The following is a 20,557-nucleotide window of genomic DNA, read 5'->3' as shown; positions in this document are numbered from 1 at the left end:
GGCCGTGCCGGGGGCGTCTATGGCTCGGCGGTGAGGACAGGTCTCCGGGCCGGAGGTGGACAGATGGGAATGGGCCGGTGACGGGCTGGTGACGCGGTGAGATTCCCTCCGGGATGCCGCTCTCTCACGGCCCCGTTGCGGGCCGAATAGCGGTTTGATAGGTCCTTGCACGAACGGTCTTTTGACAAGAGGTGAGCGTGACCACGACCGGAAGCGGAGCGCCCCCCGGGGAGCCTTTCGGCGGCAGTGCCGTCCGCCCGCACGCGAACGACCCCCGGCCGGGCGCGCCCCGGCGCTCCGGCCGCGACGAGCGCCGCCGGATCAGCGAGCGGCTCGCGGAGGCGGCGGAGGGCGCGTCGGACGGCCGCAGGGTCCCCGGCGTGCCGAGTTCCTCGCCCTGGCAGCGTTCCAACGGGGTGTGGCACCGCGCCGGCATCGACTGGAGCCGCGCCGAGCCGGAGCCCCGCCCGTCGGCTCCGGCCAGCGTCCCCGTCGCCGCCAGCGCCGCGGCGTATCCCAGTGCGGCGAGTGCCGCGCAGCGGCCCACGGCGGCCGTCCCCCCTGCCGCACCTGCCGTGCCCGCGACACCCTCCGTCGTGGCTCCGGAGGAGCCGGCGGCGGACGCGGTGCCGTGGACGCCGCCGACGCGGACGCGCCGCCTGCCGTCGGTGCCGCTCCGGCCCGTCGCGATCGGCGCCGCCGCCGTCATCGTCCTCGGCGGAGGCGCCTACGCCCTGTTCGGCACGGGCGGCGACGAGCCGAAGAAGCCGGCGGCGCCCGTCCCGGTGGCGGCCGACCGCCTGTTCACCCTCGACCCGGCGGCCAAGAGCAGCGGCCGGTCGCACGCGCTCACCGCCGTCGCCGCCGCCGGCGGCGCCATCGTGGCGATCGGGTCCGAGCAGGGAGGCGTCTATTCGCGCGGGCAGTTCCTGACCTCCGCCGACGGCGGCCGCACCTGGCGGGTCGCGCGGGTGCGCGCGGCCGACGGCGGGGATCCGCCGCCGGGGGAGTACCCCCAGCTGGTCGCGGGGAACACCGGCGGATGGGCGGCGCTCGGCGTGACGTCCTCGGGCGTCGTCTCGTGGACGAGCCATGACTCCCGGTCGTGGACGCGCGCGGCGGTCGCCGGTGCGTTCGGCCCCGGTGACAAGATCAACCGACTCGTCCGCACCGGTTCGGGGTTCGTCGCGGCCGGGACGGGCGCGGTCAAGGGCGGCACGCAGGCGATCGTGTGGACCTCCCGTGACGGCCGCGCGTGGACGCGCCTCGGGCCGGAGCAGCTCTCGCCGCAGCCGGGCGGCACCCCGCTGTCGATCTCCTCGGTCGCGGCCTACGGCGACACGGTGGTCGCCGAAGGGACGCTGCGGACCACCGTCACGGTCACGAAGAAGGTCAAGAAGAAAAAGAAGAGTGTCCAGCAGACGGTCGTGCGGGAGGCCTTCTGGAGGTCCCCCGACTCCGGGCACAGCTGGGCGCCCGTGACCATCCCGCAGGCCCAGGGGTCGTCGGGGAACATCGTGGCCCTGGTGGGGACCCGCTCCGGCCTCTTCGCCGCCCGTGAGGCGTCGCGGACCACGGGGTCGAAGAAGCACCGCAGGACGACCTCCTACGCCGTGATCTTCGGTTCCGCCGACGGGCAGACCTGGGCGCCGATCGGTCAGCTCGGCGTGGACGGGTACTCCCGCCTCGGCGCGCTGCGCGGCGCGGACGCGGGACTGGCCGCCCTCGTGCCGGTCGGCGCCGGGAAGACGGCCGTGCTGACGAGCGCCGACGGTAAGAGCTGGCAGCGGGCGGGCGACGTCCCGCCGGGCCGGAACCTCACCGACGTGGCGCCGGCGGCCGCCGGCGCGGTGGTCACCGGCCGGCTGGGCACGGGTGACGCCTACCTCTCGGTGGCCGGGGCGGGCGACGTGAACCTCACCGCGGTCCCGGACGCCGTGCACCCGGAGCGCACGCTCACCGGGGTGGTCTCCGACGCGGGCCGCGTCATCGCGGTCGGCGGCTCCAGCGGTGACGCCGCCGTGTGGACCTCACCGGGCGGCTCGGCGTGGACCCGAGCGACGCTCCCGGCGGGGACGCCTCCCCGCCAGATCGTCGACGCCGTTCACGGGGCCGCCGGCTGGCTGGCGGTCGGGCGCGCCGGTGGCCGCGCGCTGACCCTGATGTCATCGGACGGCGGCTCCTGGCAGTTCGTCCCGGGCGGGAAGGTCTTCGGCGGGTCCGGCCTCGTGCCGGTGGCCGCCGCGGCGAACGGCGGCGCGTACGTCGTCGTGGGCCGGCAGAACGACACCGCCGCCGCCTGGTACTCCACGGACCTCAAGAACTGGGCCTGGTCCGGCAACGCGGGCAAGGGCGACCTGGTCGGCACCGGCGACGCGCCCAAGTGGATGGGCGACGTGACGGCGGGCCCGGCCGGGTTCGTCGCGGTCGGCGGGCAGACGAGGAACAAGACGGCGCAGCCGGCGGTCTGGACCTCGCCGGACGGGAAGAAGTGGGCGCTGTCACCGGCCGCTCCCGTGCTTCCGCAGGGTGCAGCCGCGGGTTCCCTGACGTCGGTGGTGGCGCGGGGCGGGGTGCTGGTCGCGACCGGCGTGACAGGCGCCGCGGGCGTCACCGGCCCGCCGGCCGCGGGCGCGCCGGGCTCCGCCGCCTTCGCCACGGTCTCGGCGGACGGCGGCCGGACGTGGCAGCCCATCGCGCTGCCCGGGGCAGGGCAGGGCGCGGCGGTGACGGCGGGCACGGCGACGGCGCACGGGTTCGTGCTCGCCGGTACGACGGGTTCCGACGTGGTGCTGTGGACCTCGCCGGACGGCCGCACGTGGCGGTCGTCGCGACCGCACGGCACGGGGCTGGACGGGCTGGGCACGCAGCGGATCACCGGGCTGACCGTCGCCGGCGGCACGCTGGTCGGCGTCGGGTTCACCGGTGACGCCACCGGAGACGTCCCGACCCTCTGGCGCACTCCCATTCCCTGAGCAGGACACGGCTCTGTCCGAAGAAGTGACGTCCGAAGGGGCGATCCGCCGATTCGGTCAGACGAAAACGCCATTGCGGCCGCCCTTGTCGAACGGCGGCCGCAATGGCGGTCGAGGGGCGTCAGCTGACGTGCAGGTCGATGCCGAGGAGGATGAGCACCCACAGGAAGATGGCCAGAAGGGCGCTCAGAATGCGCTTGGCCAGGCCGATCGTGATGTAGCCGTGGTCCCACGCCACGAAGATGCCGATCAATATGTAAATCAGGCCGACGAAGCTGATGCCGCCCCTTATCCGCATTGGAGCCTCCTGGTTCCGGACTGAACGCCCAGATGCCCGATATGCGGCAATCAAAACTTTCGCCAGTTGAGGACCGCCGCGAAGTGTGTAGCGAATTCGCCACTCGCGGCGATGAAGCAGGTGAGTCACCACGCAAGGGTGACCGGCGTCCCGGTCCGGGACACCTCATCACGGCGTGACCCGCGCTCCCCGCACTGGGTCAGGGAGTGTGGGTCGCGGCGGGGCGGCCGGCGGCCGGGCAGCGCCCGCCGGCCGCCCTTTTTTACGCGCGCGGTAACGGGCCGAACCTTCCGTAAAAGCGTGCGGCGGCCCCACCGAACGGTGGGGCCGCCGGTGAGCCGGGGGATCTAGTCGAACAGGACGACCTGGCGGATCGCGTCGCCGCGCTTGAGGGTCGCGACGGCGTCGTTGAGGTCCTCGAAGCGGATCCGCCGTGTGATCAGACCCTCGAGGTCCAGCTTCCCGGCGCGCCACAGGTCGACGAACAGCGGGATGTCGCGCTTCAAGTCGCTCTCGCCGTACAGCGAGGGCTTGAGGGTCTTGCCGTCGAACAGCAGAGAGAAGGCGCTCATCTGGAAGTTGTCGTCGCCCGCGCCCGCGCCGACCACGATGACGTCACCACCGCGCCGGGTCGTCTGCCAGGCCGTCTGGATGGCCGCGGCCTTCCCGACGACCTCGAAGACGTAGTCGAAGCCCTGGCCCCCCGTCAGCAGGCCGTTCGTTTCTGCCAGGTTGTCGAGTGTGGCCGTGTGCGTGGCACCGAACTGCTTGGCGATCGGGTGCTTGGCCTCGTTCGGATCGATCGCCAGGATGGTCGCCGCCCCGGCGATCCGGGCGCCCTGGACCACCGACAGGCCCACGCCGCCCGCACCCACCACGGCGACCTTGGAACCGGGCCGCACCTTGGCCGTGTTGAACACCGCGCCGACGCCGGTCGGGATGCCGCAGCCGAGCAGCGCGGCGTACTCGAACGGCACGTCGTCGGCCACCTTGATGACGCCCTGCCACGGCACCACGAGCTCCTCCGCCCAGGTGCCGCAGCCGACCATGCCGAAGGCGGGGGCGTCGCCGCCCAGCCGGAACCTGGGGTCGCCGAACGCCTCGGCGAGGAAGCTCATGCAGAGGTACGGCTCGCCGCGAAGGCAGTCGGCGCAGGTGCCGCAGTCCGGGGTCCAGTTGACGACGACGTGGTCGCCGGGCCGGACGTTGGTGACCCGGTCGCCGACCTCGACGACCTCGCCGGCGCCCTCGTGCCCGAGAACGCAGGGGGTCGGCATCGGCAGCAGGCCCGACAGGACCGACAGGTCGGAGTGGCAGACGCCGGTCGCCTTGACCCTCACCTTCACCTGGTCGGGGCCGGGCTCGGTCGTCGTGGCGTCGTCGCGCAGATCGAGCTCTTCGTCGCCGATCTGGCGTAGGACCGCGGCTCGCACCGTGCACACCTCCATGGCAGGGCCGACGGGAGCGCCGGCCGACGATACGGCGCCCGGTCCGGGCGCCGGGACTACTCCTCGAGGGTCAGCGCGGCCTTGGGGCAGGACCGTACGGCGTGCCGGACGCGGTCGATCAGCTCGGCCGGGGGGTTCGGCTCGACGATGTGCAGGACGTCGTCATCGTCGAGGTCGAACACCTCGGGCACCAGTCCCACGCACACGCCGTTGGCCTCGCACACCAGTGGATCGACTCGTACTTCCATGGCTCCCTCGCTCAGGTGAGCTTGCGATGGTCCCAGGACGCGACGCTCGTCGGCTCGACGATGTACGCGTGCCGCTTGGCCGCGGTCTGATCGACGAACGGGGCGATGGCGTCCTCGTCCTCCAGATCCATCATCCTGCGGACCACTTCGGCGCCAACATACCGAACGTCATTCAGTTCGGTAAGTGTCCGGACCGTGCCGTACATCATCAGCCCGCGTAGCTCGAAGTACTCCCCGCCCGTCTCGATCAGGCAGGTCACCCGGGGGTCGCGGCGCAGGTTGTGCGCCTTGCGCGAGGTCCGGTACGTCCAGAACGTGATCTTGCCGTCGATCAGGCCGTAGAACATGGTCACGAGGTGCGGGGTGCCGTCGCGGTTGATGGTCGCCAGCTGCAGTTTCTTCTGCTCCTGCAGGAGCGTGGCGACCTCGTCATCCGTCATCCCGACACGGGAGCGCTGACTCACGCGAGAAAGTAGAACACGTTTCAGTAAGCGTGGGCAAGGGGACTCCGGTCAGAAGGCCACGCCGCACCGGAGGATCACGTTCGCGTACGGGGTCGCCTCGCCCGTGCGGACCACGACCTTGACCGCGTGCGCCAGCAGCTTCAGCTCCTCGTGCGGCACGTACGCCAACGCGGGAAGCCGGTCGTCGAGGAGGGCGTCGCACTCGGGGTTGCCGCCCACGACCTCCTCCGCCGCGATCGCGCCCTCGACGACCAGCTCCGCCAGGATCCCGTCGAGCACCTCGGCGAAGCCGGGGATGCCCGGCACGAACGCGAGGTCCACGACCTCGACACCGGCCGGGATCGGCATGCCGCTGTCGCAGATCAGCACCTGGTCGGTGTGCCCCAGCCGGGCCAGGGCGCCGGAGAGGGCGCCGTTGAGGATTCCCCCGCGCTTCACACGTCCTCCAGATCGGTGAGGCGCGGGAACGAGCTCTGGGCGCCCGCGACGCGCACGGCGGCGGCCCCGACGCGGGTGGCGAAGCGCGCGGCCGCCGCCAGGTCGTCGCCCCGCGCCAGCCGCCAGGCCAGGGCGCCGGTGAACGCGTCTCCGGCCCCGGTGGTGTCGACCGCCTCGACGCGCGGGCTCGGGACCTCGATGACGCCGCCGCCGTCGGCGACGACGGCCCCGTCCGCGCCCCGGGTGATCACGACGGAGCGCGGGCCGCGCGCCAGCAGACCGGCCGGATCGCTCGCCCCGAGGAAGGCGGCCTCGTGCTCGTTGACGACCAGCGGGTCGCACAGCGCGAGCAGCTCGTCCGGCACGGCGGCGGGCGGCGACAGGTTGAACACCACGCGGGCGCCGGCGGCCTTGGCGGCGCGCGCGGCGGCCAGCACGGCGTCGAGGGGGATCTCCAGCTGGAGCGAGACCACCGACGCGTCGGCGAACAGCGGCCCGGCCGCCATGACGTCCTTTTCGGTGACCCGGCCGTTCGCGCCGGGGGAGACGATGATGCTGTTGTCCCCCTCGGGGCCCACGGTGATCAGCGCGACCCCGCTCGGGCCCGGCGTGGTGATCAGGTGGGCGATGTCCACGCCGTCGCCGCGCAGGGCGCCCCGGAGGAAGTCGCCCTGCCCGTCCGTGCCGGCGCGGCCGAGGAAGGCCACCCGGCCGCCCAGCCGGGCGGCAGCGACGGCCTGGTTGGCCCCCTTGCCGCCCGGGTAGGTGGCCAGGTCCGAGCCGAGGACGGTCTCCCCGGCCGCCGGGCGCCGGTCGACGCGGACCACGAGGTCCGCGTTGACCGAGCCGACGACCAGCACGTCGTAGGTCTTTTCCGGCATCAGGCTCCGTTCGTGAACTGGGCGACGTTGTCCTTCGTGGCCACCTTCACGGGGACGGCCACGGTCGCCTCGATTTTGCCGCCCTTCGCGGCCTTCACGGCGGACTGTACGGCCAGTTGGCCCAGGAGCACCGGCTGCTGGGCGACGTCGGCGCTGAGCGTGCCCGCCTGGACGGCCTTGAGCCCGTCCGGCGAGCCGTCGAAGCCGACCACCTTGACCTGCTTGCCGGCCTTCGCGCCCAGCGCCTTGATCGCGCCCAGCGCCATCTCGTCGTTGGCCGCGAACACACCCGTGATGTCGGAGTGGGCCTGCAGCATGTTGGTCATGACGTCCAGGCCCTTGGTCCGGTCGAAGTCGGCGGGCTGCTGGGCGACGACCTGAATGCCGGGGAAGGCCTTGATGCCCTCGGCGAAGCCCTGCTGCCGGTCACGGGCGGCCGACGTGCCCGCCGTGCCCTGCAGGACGGCGACCTTGCCCTTGCCGCCGAGCGCCTTGCCGAGCTCCTGGGCGGCCAGCTTTCCGCCGGCGACGTTGTCGGACGCGACGGTCTGGGTGACCGTCGCCCCGGTGACGCCGCGGTCGGCGGCGATCACGGGGATCTTGCTGCGGTCCGCGGCCTTCACGGCGGGCGCGGCGGCCGAGGAGTCGACCGGGTTGATGATGATCGCCTTCATGCTCTGGCTGGCGAAGTTCTGCACCTGGTTGACCTGCTGCGAGGCGTCGTTCTGGGCGTCCGTCGTGGTGATCTTGACGCCCTCCTTCTTCGCCTCCGCCTCGGCGCCCTGACGCAGCTGCACGAAGTACGGGTTGTTGAGCGTGGAGACGGACAGGCCGATCTTGATGTCGCCGCCACCGCCACCGCTGCCGCCGGCGGAAGAGGAGGAGCCGTTGTTGCAGGCCGTGAGGCCGAGGGCCAGGATCGCTCCGGCGGCCGCGATCGCGGCCGGCTTGGTGAACTGCATGATGGTGAGACCTTTCGATGTGATTCTTCAGCTGGCCTGGCGGCGGCGCAGCGTGTCGAGGAGCACCGCGAGGGCGATGACGATCCCGATCACGACCTGCTGCCAGAAGGCGGAGACCGACAGGAGGTTCAGGCCGTTGCGGAGCACGGCGAGGATGAGCGCGCCGACGAAGGTGCCGAGGGCCTTGCCCTTGCCGCCGGAGAGGCTGGCACCGCCGATGACGACGGCGGCGATGGCGTCCAGTTCGTAGCCGAGGGCGGCCTGCGGCTGAGCCGACGCGAGCCGGCCGGCCAGCACGATCCCGGCGACGGCGGCGAAGCCGCCCGCGAGGGCGTACGTGATGAGCTTCTGCCGGGTGACCTTGATCCCGGACAGCCGCGCGGCCTCCTCGTTGCCGCCGATCGCGTACATCGCGCGGCCGGCGTACGTCCGGTTCAGCACGACGGCGGTGATGACGCCCATCAGGAGCATCACGATCGCCGGGACCGGCAGGTAGCCGCCGATGGTGTCGCCGACGTGCGACACCGAGTCCGGCAGGGCGATGGGGCTGCCCTGGGAGATGACGAGGCCGAGGCCGCGCGCGATGCCCTGCATGGCGAGTGTCGCGATGAACGGCGGCAGCTTCCCGTACGTGATCAGCGCGCCGTTCACGAGGCCGCACGCGATGCCGACGATGAGCGCGAAGCCGGTGGCCAGGGGCCAGGCCATGCCGTGGCTGGTGGCGGTCCAGGCGAGGACGACCGCCGACAGGGCCGCGACCGCGCCGACCGACAGGTCGATGCCCGACGTGATGATGACGAAGGTCTGCCCGAAGGCGAGGATCGCGGTGACCGCCGCCTGGACGCCGACGTTGAGCAGGTTGGTGACCGTCAGGAAGTCGCCCGACAGCAGCGTCAGGGCGACGAGCAGGACGACTAGCCCGATGAGCGAGCCGTTCTCGCTCAGTATGGAACTGCCCTTGCGCAGGCGCAGCGTTCCCGTCGTCATGCCGTTTCCTCCAATTCGCCGACGGCGAGTGCCATCACCGAGTCCTGGGTCGCTTCGGCGGCGCTGAGTTCGCCGGCGAGCCTCCCGCGCGCCATCACGAGCACCCGGTCGCTCATGCCCAGGACCTCGGGGAGGTCGCTGGAGATCATGAGAACCGCGCGTCCGGCGGCGGTGAGGGAGTTGATGAGCTGGTAGATCTCGACCTTGGCGCCGACGTCGATGCCGCGCGTCGGCTCGTCGAGGATGAGGACGTTCGCCTCGGCCAGCAGCCACTTGCCGATGACGATCTTCTGTTGGTTGCCGCCGGACAGCGTGCGGACCTCCTGGCCGAGGCCGCTCATCCGCACACCGAGCTGCTCGGCGACCTCTGCGGCGGCCTTGGCCTGGCCCGCGCGGTCGACGAAGCCGCCGTGCGTGGCCCGGCGCATCGTCACCAGGCCGAGGTTCTCCCGGATGTTCGCGCCGAGGACGAGCCCCTGGCCCTTGCGGTCCTCGGGCACGAGGCCGAGCCCGGCCTCCAGGGCGGCGGTGACCTTGCCGCGCGGCAGTGGCAGGCCGTCCACCAGGACCTCGCCGGAGTCGTACGGGTCCGCGCCGAAGATCGCCCGGACCACCTCGGTACGACCGGCGCCCACCAGCCCGGCCAGGCCGACGACCTCGCCGGCGCGCACCTCGAAGGAGACGTCCTCGAAGACGCCCTTGCGGGTGAGGCCCCGGACCTCCAGCAGGGGAGCGCCCTGGGTGGAACGTTCCCGTGGGTACTGCTGGTCGATGGAGCGGCCGACCATCAGCCGGACCAGCTCCTCCTCGGGCGTGTCGGCGGGCACCTCCGCCACCGAGGCACCGTCCCGCAGGACCGTGACCCGGTCGCCGATCTGGGCGATCTCCTCCAGGTGGTGGGTGATGAAGACGATCGCCACGCCCTGCTCCTTGAGCTGCCGGACGATCGTGAACAGCCGCTGCACCTCGGACGTCGTGAGCACGGCGGTCGGCTCGTCCATGATCAGCACGCGCGCGTCGAGGCCGAGCGCCTTGGCGATCTCGACCATCTGCATCCGGGCGATGCCGAGGCTCGCCAGCGGCGCCCGCGGGTCGGCGTCAACGCCGACCCGGTCGAGCAGCTCCTGGGCGTGGCGGTACATCGCCTTCTTGTCCACGAACCCGAACCGCCGGGGCGGCCGGCCGAGCATGAGGTTCTCCGCCACGGTCAGCTGGGGTACGAGGTTGAACTCCTGGTAGATCGTGGCGATGCCGTGCCGCTGGGCGTCCTCGGCGGTGCGGATGGCGGTCTCCCGGCCGTCCATGAAGATCGTGCCCTCGTCCGGGTGGTACGCGCCGGACAGCATCTTGATCAGCGTGCTCTTGCCCGCGCCGTTCTCGCCGAGGAGGACGTGCACCTCGCCCGGGCGAAGGTCGAAGTCGACGCCGTCGAGCGCCACGACCCCGGGGAACCGCTTGCGCAGCCCGCGTACCCGCAGGATCTCCTCTGTCATGTGCTCTCCGTTTCTCCGCAGGAACGGCGGATCACGAGCCGGGCCGGCAGGACGACCGACTCGACGGGGCGCCGCTCGACGCGCTCCAGGAGCACGCGCACCGCGTGCCGTCCGAGCTCTTCGGCGGGTTGGGTGATCGCGGTGATCGGCGGGTCCAGGTGGACGAACCAGGCCACGTCGTCGAACGAGGCGAGGGCGACATCGTCGGGGATCCGCAGCCCGCGCGCCCGGATCTCGTCCAGGGCGCCGAGCGCCATGAGGTTGTCTCCCGTGAAGATCACTTCGGGAGGGTGCGGCAGGTCGAGGAACCGGGCCGCGATGGCCCGCCCGCTGGCTGCCTGGAAGTCACCCGTTTCGAGGTATTCGTCACGGATGTCCAGGTCGCATTCTCGCATCGCGTCCAGGAACGCCCGCGTCCGCTCCCGGCCGGTGGACAGCAGCTCGGGTCCGGAGATGAACGCGACGCGGCGGTGACCGAGCCGGTGGATGTGCCGGACGAGGTCGTGGATGGCCTCGGTGCCGTCGGCGCGTACGGCCGGCACGTCGAGGCCGGGCAGCGTCCGGTCGAGGAACACCAGAGGGCTTCCGGACCGTACGCAGTCCTCGACGAGCGGGGTCGTCTCCGCGGTCGGGCAGATCAGCAGGCCGTCGACCCGCTGCTCCAGGAGCGTGCGCACGTAGTGGTCCTGCTGCTCGGGGCGCTCGTCGGCGTTGCCGATGACCACGGTGTAGCCGGCGGCGCGCGCCTCGTCCTCCACGGCCCGGGCCATGGCGGCGAAGAAAGGGTTGAGGATGTCGCCGATGATCAGTCCGAGCGTCCGGGTGGCCTCGGTGCGCAGCGAGCGCGCGACGCCGTTCGGCCGGTACCGCAGCGCCCGCATGGCGTCCCGGACCTTCTCCCGTGTCTCCGCGGTGACTCTCGGGCTGTCGTTGAGCACGCGCGACACCGTGGCGACGGACACGCCCGCGTGTGCGGCGACATCCTTGATGCCGGCCATCGAGCCTCCTGATCAGCGGCGTGGAAACGATTACACGGGAGTGTATGGAAACGTTTACATGATCGACACACCCTCTCTCTATGACTTGGCTCACTTTGGGGGGATGGGGCCTCGTCGGTCGCGGCGGGTAGGGTGCCCGGCGTGACCAGCCAGGCGATGCCGACGAACGACCTGCCGAACTCGAGAGCCGACGCGCCGACGCTCACGTCGGCGGACGACGCGCCGATGCCGGCCGACCTGCGCCGTGTCGCCGAGGCGGCCCGGGGCTTCATGCCGGTGCCGGAGGGACTCGCGCTGCATGAGACGGCGCTGGAGTACGGCCCGCGCGGCCCGATCGTCGAGGTCGGCACCTACTGCGGGAAGTCCGCGGTCTATCTCGGCGCCGCCGCCCGTACGGTCGGTTCCACCGTCGTGACCGTCGACCACCACCACGGCTCGGAGGAGAACCAGGCGGGCTGGGAGTACCACGACCCCTCCCTCGTCGACCCGACGACGGGACGGATGGACACCCTCCCGATCTTCCGCCGGACGATCGCCGCCGCGGGCCTCGAGGAGCACGTCATCGCGGTGGTCGGCGAGTCCAGCACGGTCGCGGCCCTGTGGGCGCGGCCCCTCGCCATGGTCTTCATCGACGGCGGGCACGCCGAGGACCTCGCCCAGGCCGACTACGACGGCTGGGCCCCGCACGTCATGCCGGGCGGCGCCCTGGTCTTCCACGACATCTTCCCCGACCCGGCCGACGGCGGGCAGGCGCCGTACCGCGTCTACCAGCGGGCCCTGGCCACCGGGCAGTGGACCGAACGCCGTGTCGAGGGCTCCCTCCGCGTCCTCGAACGCGTGCGCGCCTGACCGGCGCCTCACCGTCCGGCGAGCGAGCCCCGCACGTCCATCAGCGCGAAGCCGAGCAGGTTGAGGCCGCGCCACTGAGCCGGATGCCGCGCCTCCGGCTGCGACGCCGACAGCCCGATTCCCCACACGGTGTCGTACGGGCTGGCCTCCACGAGCACCCGATCACCCGTCGCCAGCAGGAAGTCGCGCAACGCGGGATGCTGCCCGAACTTCGCCTCATTGGCCGCGACGACCAGGTCGTACCGGCGCTCGGCCCAGGTCTCCTCATCGAACCCGCGCACCTTGCGCCCGGCGCCCTTGGCCTTGCCCGGGTCGTCGTCGGCGAGCACGACCTTCTCCGCCTCGGCATCCCCGAACAGCCGCGCCTTGCCGACCATCATGAAGTGCTCGGCGGTCGCGTAGCGCACGCCGTCCACCGTGAACGGCGCCGGATACCACTGACTCAGGCACCCCTTGCCGACGCCACCGCCCTTCGGCGGCCGATGCCCCCAGAACAGCAGCAACTCCGGCAGCTCGCCCTGCCCTTCCAACTGGACCAGATCCTCGACGCGCATACCGCCCGATGCTGGTGGACGGGGATGTCTCGGGCAACGTGATTTCGTATCCCGGACGGCCCGGTCAGCCGCCGCATACCGCGCGGACGACCGCCTCGGCGACGACCGACGGCAACTCGAGTGATTCGGCGTTCACCGACGTCACGTTGCGCCCGCCACCCGGTCCCGCGACGCCGAAACGGGTCTTCGGGCGTTGCGACGCACATCGGGAACTTCATCCCCGTTTGTTTCACTAGAGCCTGACACAAGGGACTTTGAAATCGCCCTGGTACGCGACCGGCGCCGACCTGCTGATCCGCCCCGAATCCGGACATTCCTAAGTACACCCTGGATGGCCAGGGCTGTCCCGCTTCACGGCTGGGCAAAAAGAAGAGAACCTGGAGAGTGATCGACATGGGCATAAAGAAGGCTGTCGGGGACGCCGCGAAGAGGGCCGTGGTGAATACGGCTGGCGGGGCGGGCCCGTTGGGTGGCGCGGCTGCCGGCGCTGTCGCCGGCGCCAAGGCCACCGGTGGTAACCCCCAGGCCACCGCCGCGGGTGCTGTGCTCGGTGGTGTGGCGGGAGCCGCAGCCAGGAAGAAGAAGAACGGCTGACAGCAACTACTGCCGTCGGCTGAGCCACCTCGCTGCACTGCCCCAGTGGCGGCTCCAGGAGGAACAAAGCCCAGGTAGAAAATAGAGCGGCCCCTCTTCCCAGAGGGGCCGCTTCGCTGCTCCTCCTGGATCTGGCGGGTGAGGGGTGTCTTCACCACGTCAGAACCGGAAGATCACGTTGTGTGATGGCGTGACGGTCCAGTTGTTTTCGTGGTGGAGGAGCACGAGGGCGGCTTGCGCGCTCGCCGACGCCGCGGACGCCGCGTAGGAGCTATCGGGCGGTACGCGCGTCGAGCGTGACGTACCTAGCGCGAGGACCGTCCTCGTCCTGAGGTGTTTCGCGTGAGTGGAATTTTCGCGGCTGAGTAGAAGGCACAGAAACGGTAGCTACTTGACGACGCCTGTCAAGTGCCCGAGTCATCGACGTCCGGCTGATCGATCCGTTGGACCGCGACGCACGCCATCGTGCGGGCCTGAGTCTCAGCGGCTGTGGACCGTGTCGGCCAGGGACTCCGACTCGCAGCCGCAGGCGACCGGGTCGGCGGGTTCGGAGGGGCCGAGGGGGCGGCCGTCGACCTCTTTGAAGAGGCGGGCGGCGGGGGAGGTGTCGGCGAGGGCGTCGGCGGCGAGGATGACGGCGGCGGCCGTGTAGGTCGAGCGGTCGCCAGGGAAGTGGCGCTGGTTGGCGAACTGCCAGCCTGTCCAGTACGAGCCGTCGTCGTGTCGCAGGTGCTGGATGGTGGCGAACAGTTCGCGGGCGCGGGCCGTGTCGCCCATCGCGTCGAGGGCGAGCACGAGCTCGCACGACTCCGCGCCGGTGACCCACGGCTGGTCGGAGACGCACCGGCAGCCGAGGCCGTCGACGACGAACGTCTCCCACCCCTCGTCGATCCGGCGGTACGCCGCGGGGCCGCGCAGCGGGCCGCCGAGCACGGGGTAGTACCAGTCCATCGAGAAGCGGTTCTTGTCGGCGAACGCCTCCGGGTGGGAGGCGACGACGTGGCCGAGCTGGTCGGCGGCGAGCTCCCAGTCGGGCTGGGGCTCGTCGAGGCGTTCGGCGAGGGCGACGGCGCAGCGCAGCGACTGGTGGATGGACGAGCAGCCGGTGAGCAGCGCGTGGTCGTCGGGCGATCCGTCCGCGTGCCGGATCCAGATGATCTCGCCGCGGGCGGTCTGCAGGCCGAGGGTGAACTCGATCGCGCGGCGGACGGCCGGCCACATGCGCTCGGCAAATTCCTGGTCGCCGGTGAGCAGCAGCTCGTGCCAGACGCCGACGGCGATGTAGGCGGCGTGGTTGGACTCCCCGCCGGGCTCGGTGACCTCGCTGAGAACCCACTTGGCGGCCCAGGAGCCGTCCTGGCGCTGGTTCGCGCGCAGCCATTCGTACGCCCGGCGCGCCTCGGTGCGGAGCCCGGCCACCGAGAGCGCCATCGCGGCCTCGACATGGTTCCACGCGTCGACGTGGCCGGGGAGCCCGTCGATCGGCGCGAACCACGGGATGGCGCCCGAGGGCTCCTGCTGGGCGGCGATGCTGCGAGCGGTGATGAGGATGTCGTCGGCGGTCAGGACTCCGGGTACGGCCTCAGGCCGCCGCATGCGTCTGCTCCTGCTCCTCGGTGACGGAGGCGGTGGGCTTGGTGAAGTAGACGACGACGCTCTTGCCGACGACCGGATTGAGCACCCGCTCGGCGAGTCGCGTCGCCAGGGGGCGCTTCATGATGTCCCAGACGAGCACCTGGTGGTACGCCTTGGCGAGCGGGTGACCGTCGTTGTTCACGCCCACCGCGCACTTGATCCACCAGTACGGCGCGTGCAGGCCGTGGGCGTGGTGGTGGTCGCCGACCTCGAAGCCGGTCGACTTGAGCTTGGCCTCGAGTTCGGCGCGGGTGTAGATGCGCACGTGGCCGCCCGGGGCGGTGTGGTAGTCCTCCGACAGCGCCCAGCAGATGCGCTCGGGAAGCCACGAGGGCACGGTCACGGCGAGCTCACCGCCCGGCTTGAGCACCCGGAGCAGCTCGGCCATGGCCGCCATGTCGTCCGGGATGTGCTCGAGCACCTCCGCTGCGACGATCTTGTCGAAGGTGTCGTCGGGGAACGGCAGGCGCAGCGCGTCGCCGGTCACCGTGCGCGCCGACGCGCCCTCGGGCGCCTCGCCCTCCAGGTCCATCGCGGCGAACATCGTCGCGACCTCGGCCAGCTCCCGCTCGTCCCGGTCGAACGCCACGACGTGCGCCCCGCGCCGGTAGAGCTCGAACGCGTGCCGGCCCGCGCCGCAGCCCATGTCGAGCACGTGCTCGCCGGGCGACACGCGGAACCTGTTGAAGTCCACGGTCAGCAGGGTCATGCTCCTTCCGGGCGGTGCCCGCGGCGGCGGGCGATGGCGGTCTCGTAGTGGCCCACGGTGGCTCGTGCGACGGCGGACCAGGTGAACCGCTCCTGCACGCGCGCGTAGCCCGACGCGCCGACCCGCTCGCGTTCCTCCGGGGAGTCGTGCAGCCGGCCGAGTACGCCCGCCAGCTCCTCGACGTCGCCGGGCTCGACGAGGATCGCCGCGTCGCCGACCACCTCCGGCAGCGCGCCCGTACGGCTGGCGACGAGCGGCGTGCCCGAGGCCATGTGCTCGACGGCGGGCAGGGAGAAGCCCTCGTACAGCGAGGGCACGACCGCGATCTCGGCACTGGCCAGCAGCTCGCCGAGCTCCTCGTCGGAGATGCCGGAGACGAACCGGACGCGGTCGCCGAGCGACAGCTCGCCGACCAGCTTGTCGGTGGGCCCGCCGGGGGTCGGCTTGCTGACGACGATGACGTGGACGTCGCGTTCGGTGGCGAGCTTGGCGACCGCGCGCAGCAGCGTCGCGACGCCCTTGAGCGGGGAGTCGGCGCTGGCGACGGCGACGATGCGGCCGGGGACCCGTTCGCCGCGCGGGTGGAAGCAGTGGGTGTCGACGCCGAGCGGCAGGATGTGCACCTGCTCGGGGGGTGCCTGGAAGTCGCGGATGATGTCGCGCTTGGACGACTCGGAGACGGTGAGGATCGGGCCGACGCGCTGGGCGACCCGTGCCTGCATCGCGACGAAGCCGTACCAGCGGCGCTTGCCGAACCGCTGCTTGAGGCCCTTGGCGGCCTCGATCTCGATCCGGCGGTCCACGCTGATGGGGTGGTGGATGCTGGTGACGAGGGGCAGGCCGAGGCGGGGGATGGCGAGGTTGCCGTAGCCGAGCACCTGGTTGTCGTGCACGACGTCGAACATGTGGCGGCGTTTGCGCAGCTCGCGCAGCGCCCGCAGGCTGAAGGTCAGCGGCTCGGGGAAGCCGCCGGTCCGCATGTGCGCGAACTCCAGGACGTCGATCCAGTCGCGGTACTCCGACAGCGCCGGCGTGCGGAACGGGTCGTCGTCTCCGTACAGGTCCAGGCTCGGCACCTTGTGCAGCACGATGTCGTCGCGGTCGAGCTCGGGGTAGGGCTGGCCGGAGAACACGACGACGCGGTGCCCCAGCTCGGCCAGCTCCCGGGACAGGTGCCGCAGATAGACGCCCTGGCCGCCGCAGTGCGGCTTGCTCCGATAGGAGAGCAGGGCCACGCGCAATGGTTCGCCGACCTCACCCACGCGTCGCCCCTCCCGCAAACGTCACTCCTGGTGAAGTTAGACCATAGCCTGACAACTGTTACCGACGGCCCCGTATTAGGCGCCGAGTCTAAAAAGGTGGCGAAAGCCACGTTCGGCGCAGTTGGGACGGCACGCGCCGGATCAGGCGGTGAAGCGGACGGGCATCTCCTTGATGCCGTTGATGAAGTTGGAGCGGAGGCGGCGCGCCTCGCCGGCCGGGGCGATGTGCGGAAGCCGTTCCGCCAGCGTCTCGAACAGCACCTGCAGCTCCAGTCGCGCGAGGTGCGAGCCCAGGCAGAAGTGCGGGCCGCCGCCGCCGAAGCCGATGTGCGGGTTCGGGTCGCGGCCGATGTCGAAGTCGTACGGGTCGTGGAAGACGCCCTCGTCGCGGTTGGCCGAGGCGTAGAACACCACGACCTTGTCGCCTTCGCGGATCTCCCGCCCGCCCAGCTCGGTGTCGCGCGTCGCCGTGCGCCTGAACAGGTTGACCGGGCTGACCCAGCGCACGATCTCGTCGGCGGCCGTACGCCCCAGGTCGCCGCCGTTCCGCCGGTCGCCGACGAGGCGACGCCACTGGTCCGGGTGCTCGAAGAAGGCCAGCATGCCGCCGGAGGCGGCGTTGCGGGTGGTCTCGTTGCCCGCGACGATGAGCAGCATCATGAACAGGTCGAACTCGTCGACCGTGAGCTCCTCGCCGCCGTGCGGACGCAACAGCGCGGTGACGATGTCGTCCCGCGGCTCCTTCCGGCGCCGCTCCGCGAGCTCGTTGGCGTAGGCGTACAGCTCGGCCGCCGCGGCGCCCTCTTCCTCCTCTGTCGAACGCAGGTCGGGGTCGTCCTCGCCGATCAGACGGTTCGACCACTCGAAGATCTTCTCCCGGTCCTCCGTCGGCGCGCCGATGAGCTCGCAGATCACGTACAGCGGCAGGGGAGCGGAGATGTCGCGGACGAAGTCGGCCTCGCCCCGGCCCGCGACCTCGTCGATGAGACCACGGCAGATCTCGCGGACGTGGTCCTCCAGCCGGCCGATCGTCCGCGGGGTGAACCCCTTGCCCACGATGCTCCGCTTGCGGGAGTGCTCGGGCGGGTCCTGGTTGAGCATCATCATCCGCTGCATGGCGAGCTGCTCGTCGGTCGGCTCGGGGAACAGCGCGAGCCTGCGGTACGAGGAGAAGATCTCCGGATGGCGGGAGACGTGCACCACGTCGTCGTACCGGGTGACCGCCCAGAAGTCCGGTTCGCCGGAGTGCCGATGGACGGGGTCGTGGTGGCGCAGGCGGCGTAGCTGGTCGTGCGGGATGCCGGCGTCGGCGTACCGGTCGGGGTCGACGAGGTCGATGTCCATCGGCGGAGCTCCCTCACAGGTCGGCTGTTTTGAATCCTCCGGCGGGCAGTCCGCTCAGCGCCTCGGCGAACGCCTCCGTGGTCGAGCCCGTCACCCGCAGGGCCACCGTGGGCGGCGCCATGACCGTGACGGTGCCGCCGTACGCGACGAACACCTGACCGGTGACGTCCTCGGCGGCGGGCGAGGCCAGGTACGCGACCAGCGGTGACACGTGCTCCGGGGCAAGGGGGTCGGGGGCGTCCTCGGGCGGCGGGCCGAAGACGCCGGCCGTCATGGCCGTACGGGCGCGCGGGCAGATCGCGTTGGCGCGCACGCCGTAGCGCCCGCACGACTGGGCGATGGCGACCGTGAGCGCGGCGATGCCGCCCTTGGCCGCCGCGTAGTTCGGCTGGCCGGGCGAGCCGAGCAGGAAGGCCTCGGACGCGGTGTTGACGATCCGGGCGTAGACCGGGCCGCCCACCTCCTTCGACCGGGCCCGCCAGTACGCCGTCGCGTGGCGGGCCATCACGAAGTGGCCCTTCAGATGGACGTTCACGACGGCGTCCCACTCCGCCTCGGACATGTTGAAGATCATGCGGTCGCGCGTGATGCCCGCGTTGTTGACCAGGACGTCGAGGGTCCCGTGGGCCTCCAGCGCGGTCTTCAGCAGCACCTCGCCGGTCGACCAGTCGGCGACGTCGCCCTCGGCGATCACCGCCTCCGCGTCCTGCTTGCGCACGAGTTCGGCGGTCCGCCGGACGGCCTCGCCCGGCAGGTCGTTGAGGACCAGCCGCGCCCCCCGGCGGGCGAATTCCAGCGCGTGCGCGCGGCCGAGGCCGTTGCCGGCACCGGTGACCGCGACGACTCTGTCCTTGAGCGAGACGTCGTTTCCGTTGGGCGAGACGGCCATGCGGCTCCTTCCACCGGGCGGCGGCATGTCAACCGTCCGGGTGGCCTTCCGGATGGCTGACATGCCGCGTCTCAATATAAGTGAAACTTGTTCTATTTGCGCGGTTTCGAGGGGGTGAATCGGACCGGTAGCTCCTTGATGCCGTTGATGAAGTTGGACCGCAGGCGGCGCGCCTCGCCCGCCTGCTCGATGTCCGGCATCCGCTCCAGGAGCACCTCGAACAGCACGGTCAGCTCCAGCCGCGCGAGGTGCGTGCCGAGGCAGAAGTGCGGGCCGCCGCCCCCGAAGCCGATGTGGGGGTTCGGGTCGCGGCCGACGTCGAAGGTGTACGGGTCGTCGAACACGTCCTCGTCGCGGTTGGCCGAGGGGTAGAAGATGACGACCTTGTCGCCTTCCTTGATGCGCTGCCCGCGCAGTTCGGTGTCGCGCATCGCCGTCCGCCGGAACAGGTTCACCGGGCTGACCCAGCGCACGATCTCGTCCGCGGTGGTCTTGATCAGACCCTGGTTGGAGAGCAGTCGCCGCCACTGGTCCGGGTGCTCGAAGAAGGCCAGCATGCCGCCCGACGCGCCGTTCCGCGTCGTCTCGTTGCCCGCCATGATCAGCATCAGGATGAACATCGCGAACTCGTCCGCGCTGAGCACCCGGCCGTCGGCGTCGGGCTGCAGCAGCTTGGTGGCGATGTCGTCGCCCGGGTGTTCCCGGTGGTACGCGGCCAGCTCGTGGGCGTAGGTGAGGACCTCCGCCGAGACGTCGCGCGCGTGCTCGGTGGAGGTGCCGTAGTCCGGGTCGTCGAAGCCGATCAGGGCGTTGGACAGGTCGAACAGCCTGCCGCGGTCCTCCACGGGCGCGCCGATGAGCTCGCAGATCACATACAGCGGGAACGGCGCGGAGATGTCGCGGACGAAGCAGGCCTCGCCGCGCTCGACCACGTCGTCGATCAGCTGGTGGCTGACGTCGCGGATGTGCTCCTCGAGCTGTTTGATCATCCGTGGCGTGAAGCCCTTGTTGACGTAGCCGCGCTGGCGGGTGTGCTGCGGTGGGTCCATGAAGAGCATCATCAGCCGGTACAGCGCGATGTCATCGTCGGTGAACTCATCGAACATCGACGTACGCTCGGCCGAGGAGAAGAGCTCCGGATGCCGGGAGACGTGGACCACGTCGTCGTACTTGGTCACCGCCCAGAAGCCCGGCGAGCTGTCGTTGGGGTCCTCGTGCCAGTACACCGGGGACTCCCGTCGCAGCCGGCGGAAGCCCTCATCCGGGAAGCCCCCTCGCTCGTAGATCTCCGGCGTGATGATGTCGATCGGCATCGGCGCTCCTCAGGAGGCGGCTGGCTCTGGAACACGTTCTAAACCAAGCGCTCGTTAGGGTCAAGATGCGGGAGGTCGACGGGGACGTGGCGCGTGTCTCATCAACGCATCGTGATCGACCGATAACCGAATCTCGGAGACCGTTTCGGCGCGCGTAGCGGGCGCCTACGGGCGCCTACTACGGGCGCGTACGGGCGCGCGCGTGGTGCCGTCGGC

The 20,557-nt window shown here is 71.2% G+C and carries 20 protein-coding genes; 3 read left to right on the top strand and 17 right to left on the bottom strand.

Annotated features, from left to right (window positions below; translation table 11 throughout):
- Window positions 1–197: 197 nt before the first annotated feature.
- A complete protein-coding gene (locus NE236_RS22060; protein WP_252843951.1) occupies window positions 198–2,975 on the top strand; it encodes a hypothetical protein in 2,778 nt (925 codons plus the stop codon).
- A gap of 121 nt (window positions 2,976–3,096) precedes the next feature.
- Here the strand turns inward: NE236_RS22060 and NE236_RS22055 are convergent, their stop codons facing one another.
- The 10 genes from NE236_RS22055 to NE236_RS22010 all read right to left on the bottom strand — a co-directional run bounded on the left by NE236_RS22055 (window position 3,097) and on the right by NE236_RS22010 (window position 11,192).
- Window positions 3,097–3,273, bottom strand: coding sequence for a hypothetical protein (locus tag NE236_RS22055; protein ID WP_252843950.1), 177 nt, complete (start codon window positions 3,271–3,273; stop codon window positions 3,097–3,099).
- A gap of 347 nt (window positions 3,274–3,620) precedes the next feature.
- Window positions 3,621–4,706 (bottom strand): Zn-dependent alcohol dehydrogenase, encoded by a 1,086-nt coding sequence (locus tag NE236_RS22050; protein ID WP_252843949.1) that lies wholly within the window; start codon window positions 4,704–4,706, stop codon window positions 3,621–3,623.
- 71 nt (window positions 4,707–4,777) lie between these two features.
- On the bottom strand, window positions 4,778–4,969 hold the full coding sequence (locus tag NE236_RS22045) for a ferredoxin (protein WP_252843948.1): 192 nt from the start codon (window positions 4,967–4,969) through the stop codon (window positions 4,778–4,780).
- 11 nt (window positions 4,970–4,980) lie between these two features.
- Complete coding sequence (locus NE236_RS22040) at window positions 4,981–5,409, bottom strand: pyridoxamine 5'-phosphate oxidase family protein (protein ID WP_252843947.1); 429 nt, start codon at window positions 5,407–5,409, stop codon at window positions 4,981–4,983.
- A gap of 72 nt (window positions 5,410–5,481) precedes the next feature.
- Window positions 5,482–5,871, bottom strand: coding sequence for a D-ribose pyranase (gene rbsD / locus NE236_RS22035; RefSeq protein ID WP_252843946.1), 390 nt, complete (start codon window positions 5,869–5,871; stop codon window positions 5,482–5,484).
- On the bottom strand, window positions 5,868–6,752 hold the full coding sequence (locus tag NE236_RS22030) for a ribokinase (protein WP_252843945.1): 885 nt from the start codon (window positions 6,750–6,752) through the stop codon (window positions 5,868–5,870). Before NE236_RS22030 ends, rbsD begins: the two co-directional genes overlap by 4 nt.
- Window positions 6,752–7,714 carry a substrate-binding domain-containing protein gene (locus NE236_RS22025; protein WP_252843944.1) on the bottom strand — a complete coding sequence of 321 codons (963 nt, stop codon included), beginning with the start codon at window positions 7,712–7,714 and terminating at the stop codon, window positions 6,752–6,754. Before NE236_RS22025 ends, NE236_RS22030 begins: the two co-directional genes overlap by 1 nt.
- A 27-nt stretch (window positions 7,715–7,741) precedes the next feature.
- Window positions 7,742–8,701: an ABC transporter permease gene (locus NE236_RS22020; protein WP_252843943.1), complete on the bottom strand. Its 960-nt coding sequence runs from the start codon at window positions 8,699–8,701 to the stop codon at window positions 7,742–7,744.
- Complete coding sequence (locus NE236_RS22015) at window positions 8,698–10,194, bottom strand: sugar ABC transporter ATP-binding protein (protein WP_252843942.1); 1,497 nt, start codon at window positions 10,192–10,194, stop codon at window positions 8,698–8,700. Before NE236_RS22015 ends, NE236_RS22020 begins: the two co-directional genes overlap by 4 nt.
- A complete protein-coding gene (locus NE236_RS22010) occupies window positions 10,191–11,192 on the bottom strand; it encodes a LacI family DNA-binding transcriptional regulator (protein WP_252843941.1) in 1,002 nt (333 codons plus the stop codon). Before NE236_RS22010 ends, NE236_RS22015 begins: the two co-directional genes overlap by 4 nt.
- A gap of 225 nt (window positions 11,193–11,417) precedes the next feature.
- Here NE236_RS22010 and NE236_RS22005 point away from each other — a divergent pair, with 225 nt between their 5' ends.
- Window positions 11,418–12,041 (top strand): class I SAM-dependent methyltransferase, encoded by a 624-nt coding sequence (locus NE236_RS22005; RefSeq protein WP_252844009.1) that lies wholly within the window; start codon window positions 11,418–11,420, stop codon window positions 12,039–12,041.
- An 8-nt stretch (window positions 12,042–12,049) separates the two neighbouring features.
- On the opposite strand, the gene ybiA is transcribed toward NE236_RS22005, so the two are convergent.
- Window positions 12,050–12,595 carry a riboflavin biosynthesis intermediates N-glycosidase gene (gene ybiA / locus NE236_RS22000; protein ID WP_252843940.1) on the bottom strand — a complete coding sequence of 182 codons (546 nt, stop codon included), beginning with the start codon at window positions 12,593–12,595 and terminating at the stop codon, window positions 12,050–12,052.
- Between the two features lie 393 nt (window positions 12,596–12,988).
- Here ybiA and NE236_RS21995 point away from each other — a divergent pair, with 393 nt between their 5' ends.
- Window positions 12,989–13,189, top strand: coding sequence for a hypothetical protein (locus tag NE236_RS21995; RefSeq protein WP_252843939.1), 201 nt, complete (start codon window positions 12,989–12,991; stop codon window positions 13,187–13,189).
- A 480-nt stretch (window positions 13,190–13,669) separates the two neighbouring features.
- On the opposite strand, the gene NE236_RS21990 is transcribed toward NE236_RS21995, so the two are convergent.
- The 6 genes from NE236_RS21990 to NE236_RS21965 all read right to left on the bottom strand — a co-directional run bounded on the left by NE236_RS21990 (window position 13,670) and on the right by NE236_RS21965 (window position 20,341).
- On the bottom strand, window positions 13,670–14,785 hold the full coding sequence (locus NE236_RS21990; protein ID WP_252843938.1) for a prenyltransferase: 1,116 nt from the start codon (window positions 14,783–14,785) through the stop codon (window positions 13,670–13,672).
- On the bottom strand, window positions 14,772–15,533 hold the full coding sequence (locus NE236_RS21985) for a class I SAM-dependent methyltransferase (protein ID WP_252843937.1): 762 nt from the start codon (window positions 15,531–15,533) through the stop codon (window positions 14,772–14,774). Before NE236_RS21985 ends, NE236_RS21990 begins: the two co-directional genes overlap by 14 nt.
- Window positions 15,530–16,795 (bottom strand): glycosyltransferase family 4 protein, encoded by a 1,266-nt coding sequence (locus NE236_RS21980; protein ID WP_252843936.1) that lies wholly within the window; start codon window positions 16,793–16,795, stop codon window positions 15,530–15,532. The genes NE236_RS21985 and NE236_RS21980 overlap by 4 nt, the downstream gene beginning before the upstream one ends.
- Before the next feature lie 141 nt (window positions 16,796–16,936).
- Window positions 16,937–18,139 carry a cytochrome P450 gene (locus NE236_RS21975; RefSeq protein ID WP_252843935.1) on the bottom strand — a complete coding sequence of 401 codons (1,203 nt, stop codon included), beginning with the start codon at window positions 18,137–18,139 and terminating at the stop codon, window positions 16,937–16,939.
- 13 nt (window positions 18,140–18,152) lie between these two features.
- Window positions 18,153–19,028 (bottom strand): SDR family NAD(P)-dependent oxidoreductase, encoded by an 876-nt coding sequence (locus tag NE236_RS21970; protein ID WP_252843934.1) that lies wholly within the window; start codon window positions 19,026–19,028, stop codon window positions 18,153–18,155.
- A gap of 92 nt (window positions 19,029–19,120) precedes the next feature.
- Entirely contained in the window at window positions 19,121–20,341 is a 1,221-nt protein-coding gene (locus NE236_RS21965) for a cytochrome P450 (RefSeq protein WP_252843933.1), read from the bottom strand.
- Between the last annotated feature and the right edge of the window lie 216 nt (window positions 20,342–20,557).

The organism is Actinoallomurus purpureus (assembly GCF_024055795.1).
GTDB lineage: Bacteria > Actinomycetota > Actinomycetes > Streptosporangiales > Streptosporangiaceae > Actinoallomurus > Actinoallomurus purpureus.
The sequence above is the reverse complement of the archived record's forward strand: the minus strand, read 5'-3'. Positions and strand labels throughout refer to the sequence as shown.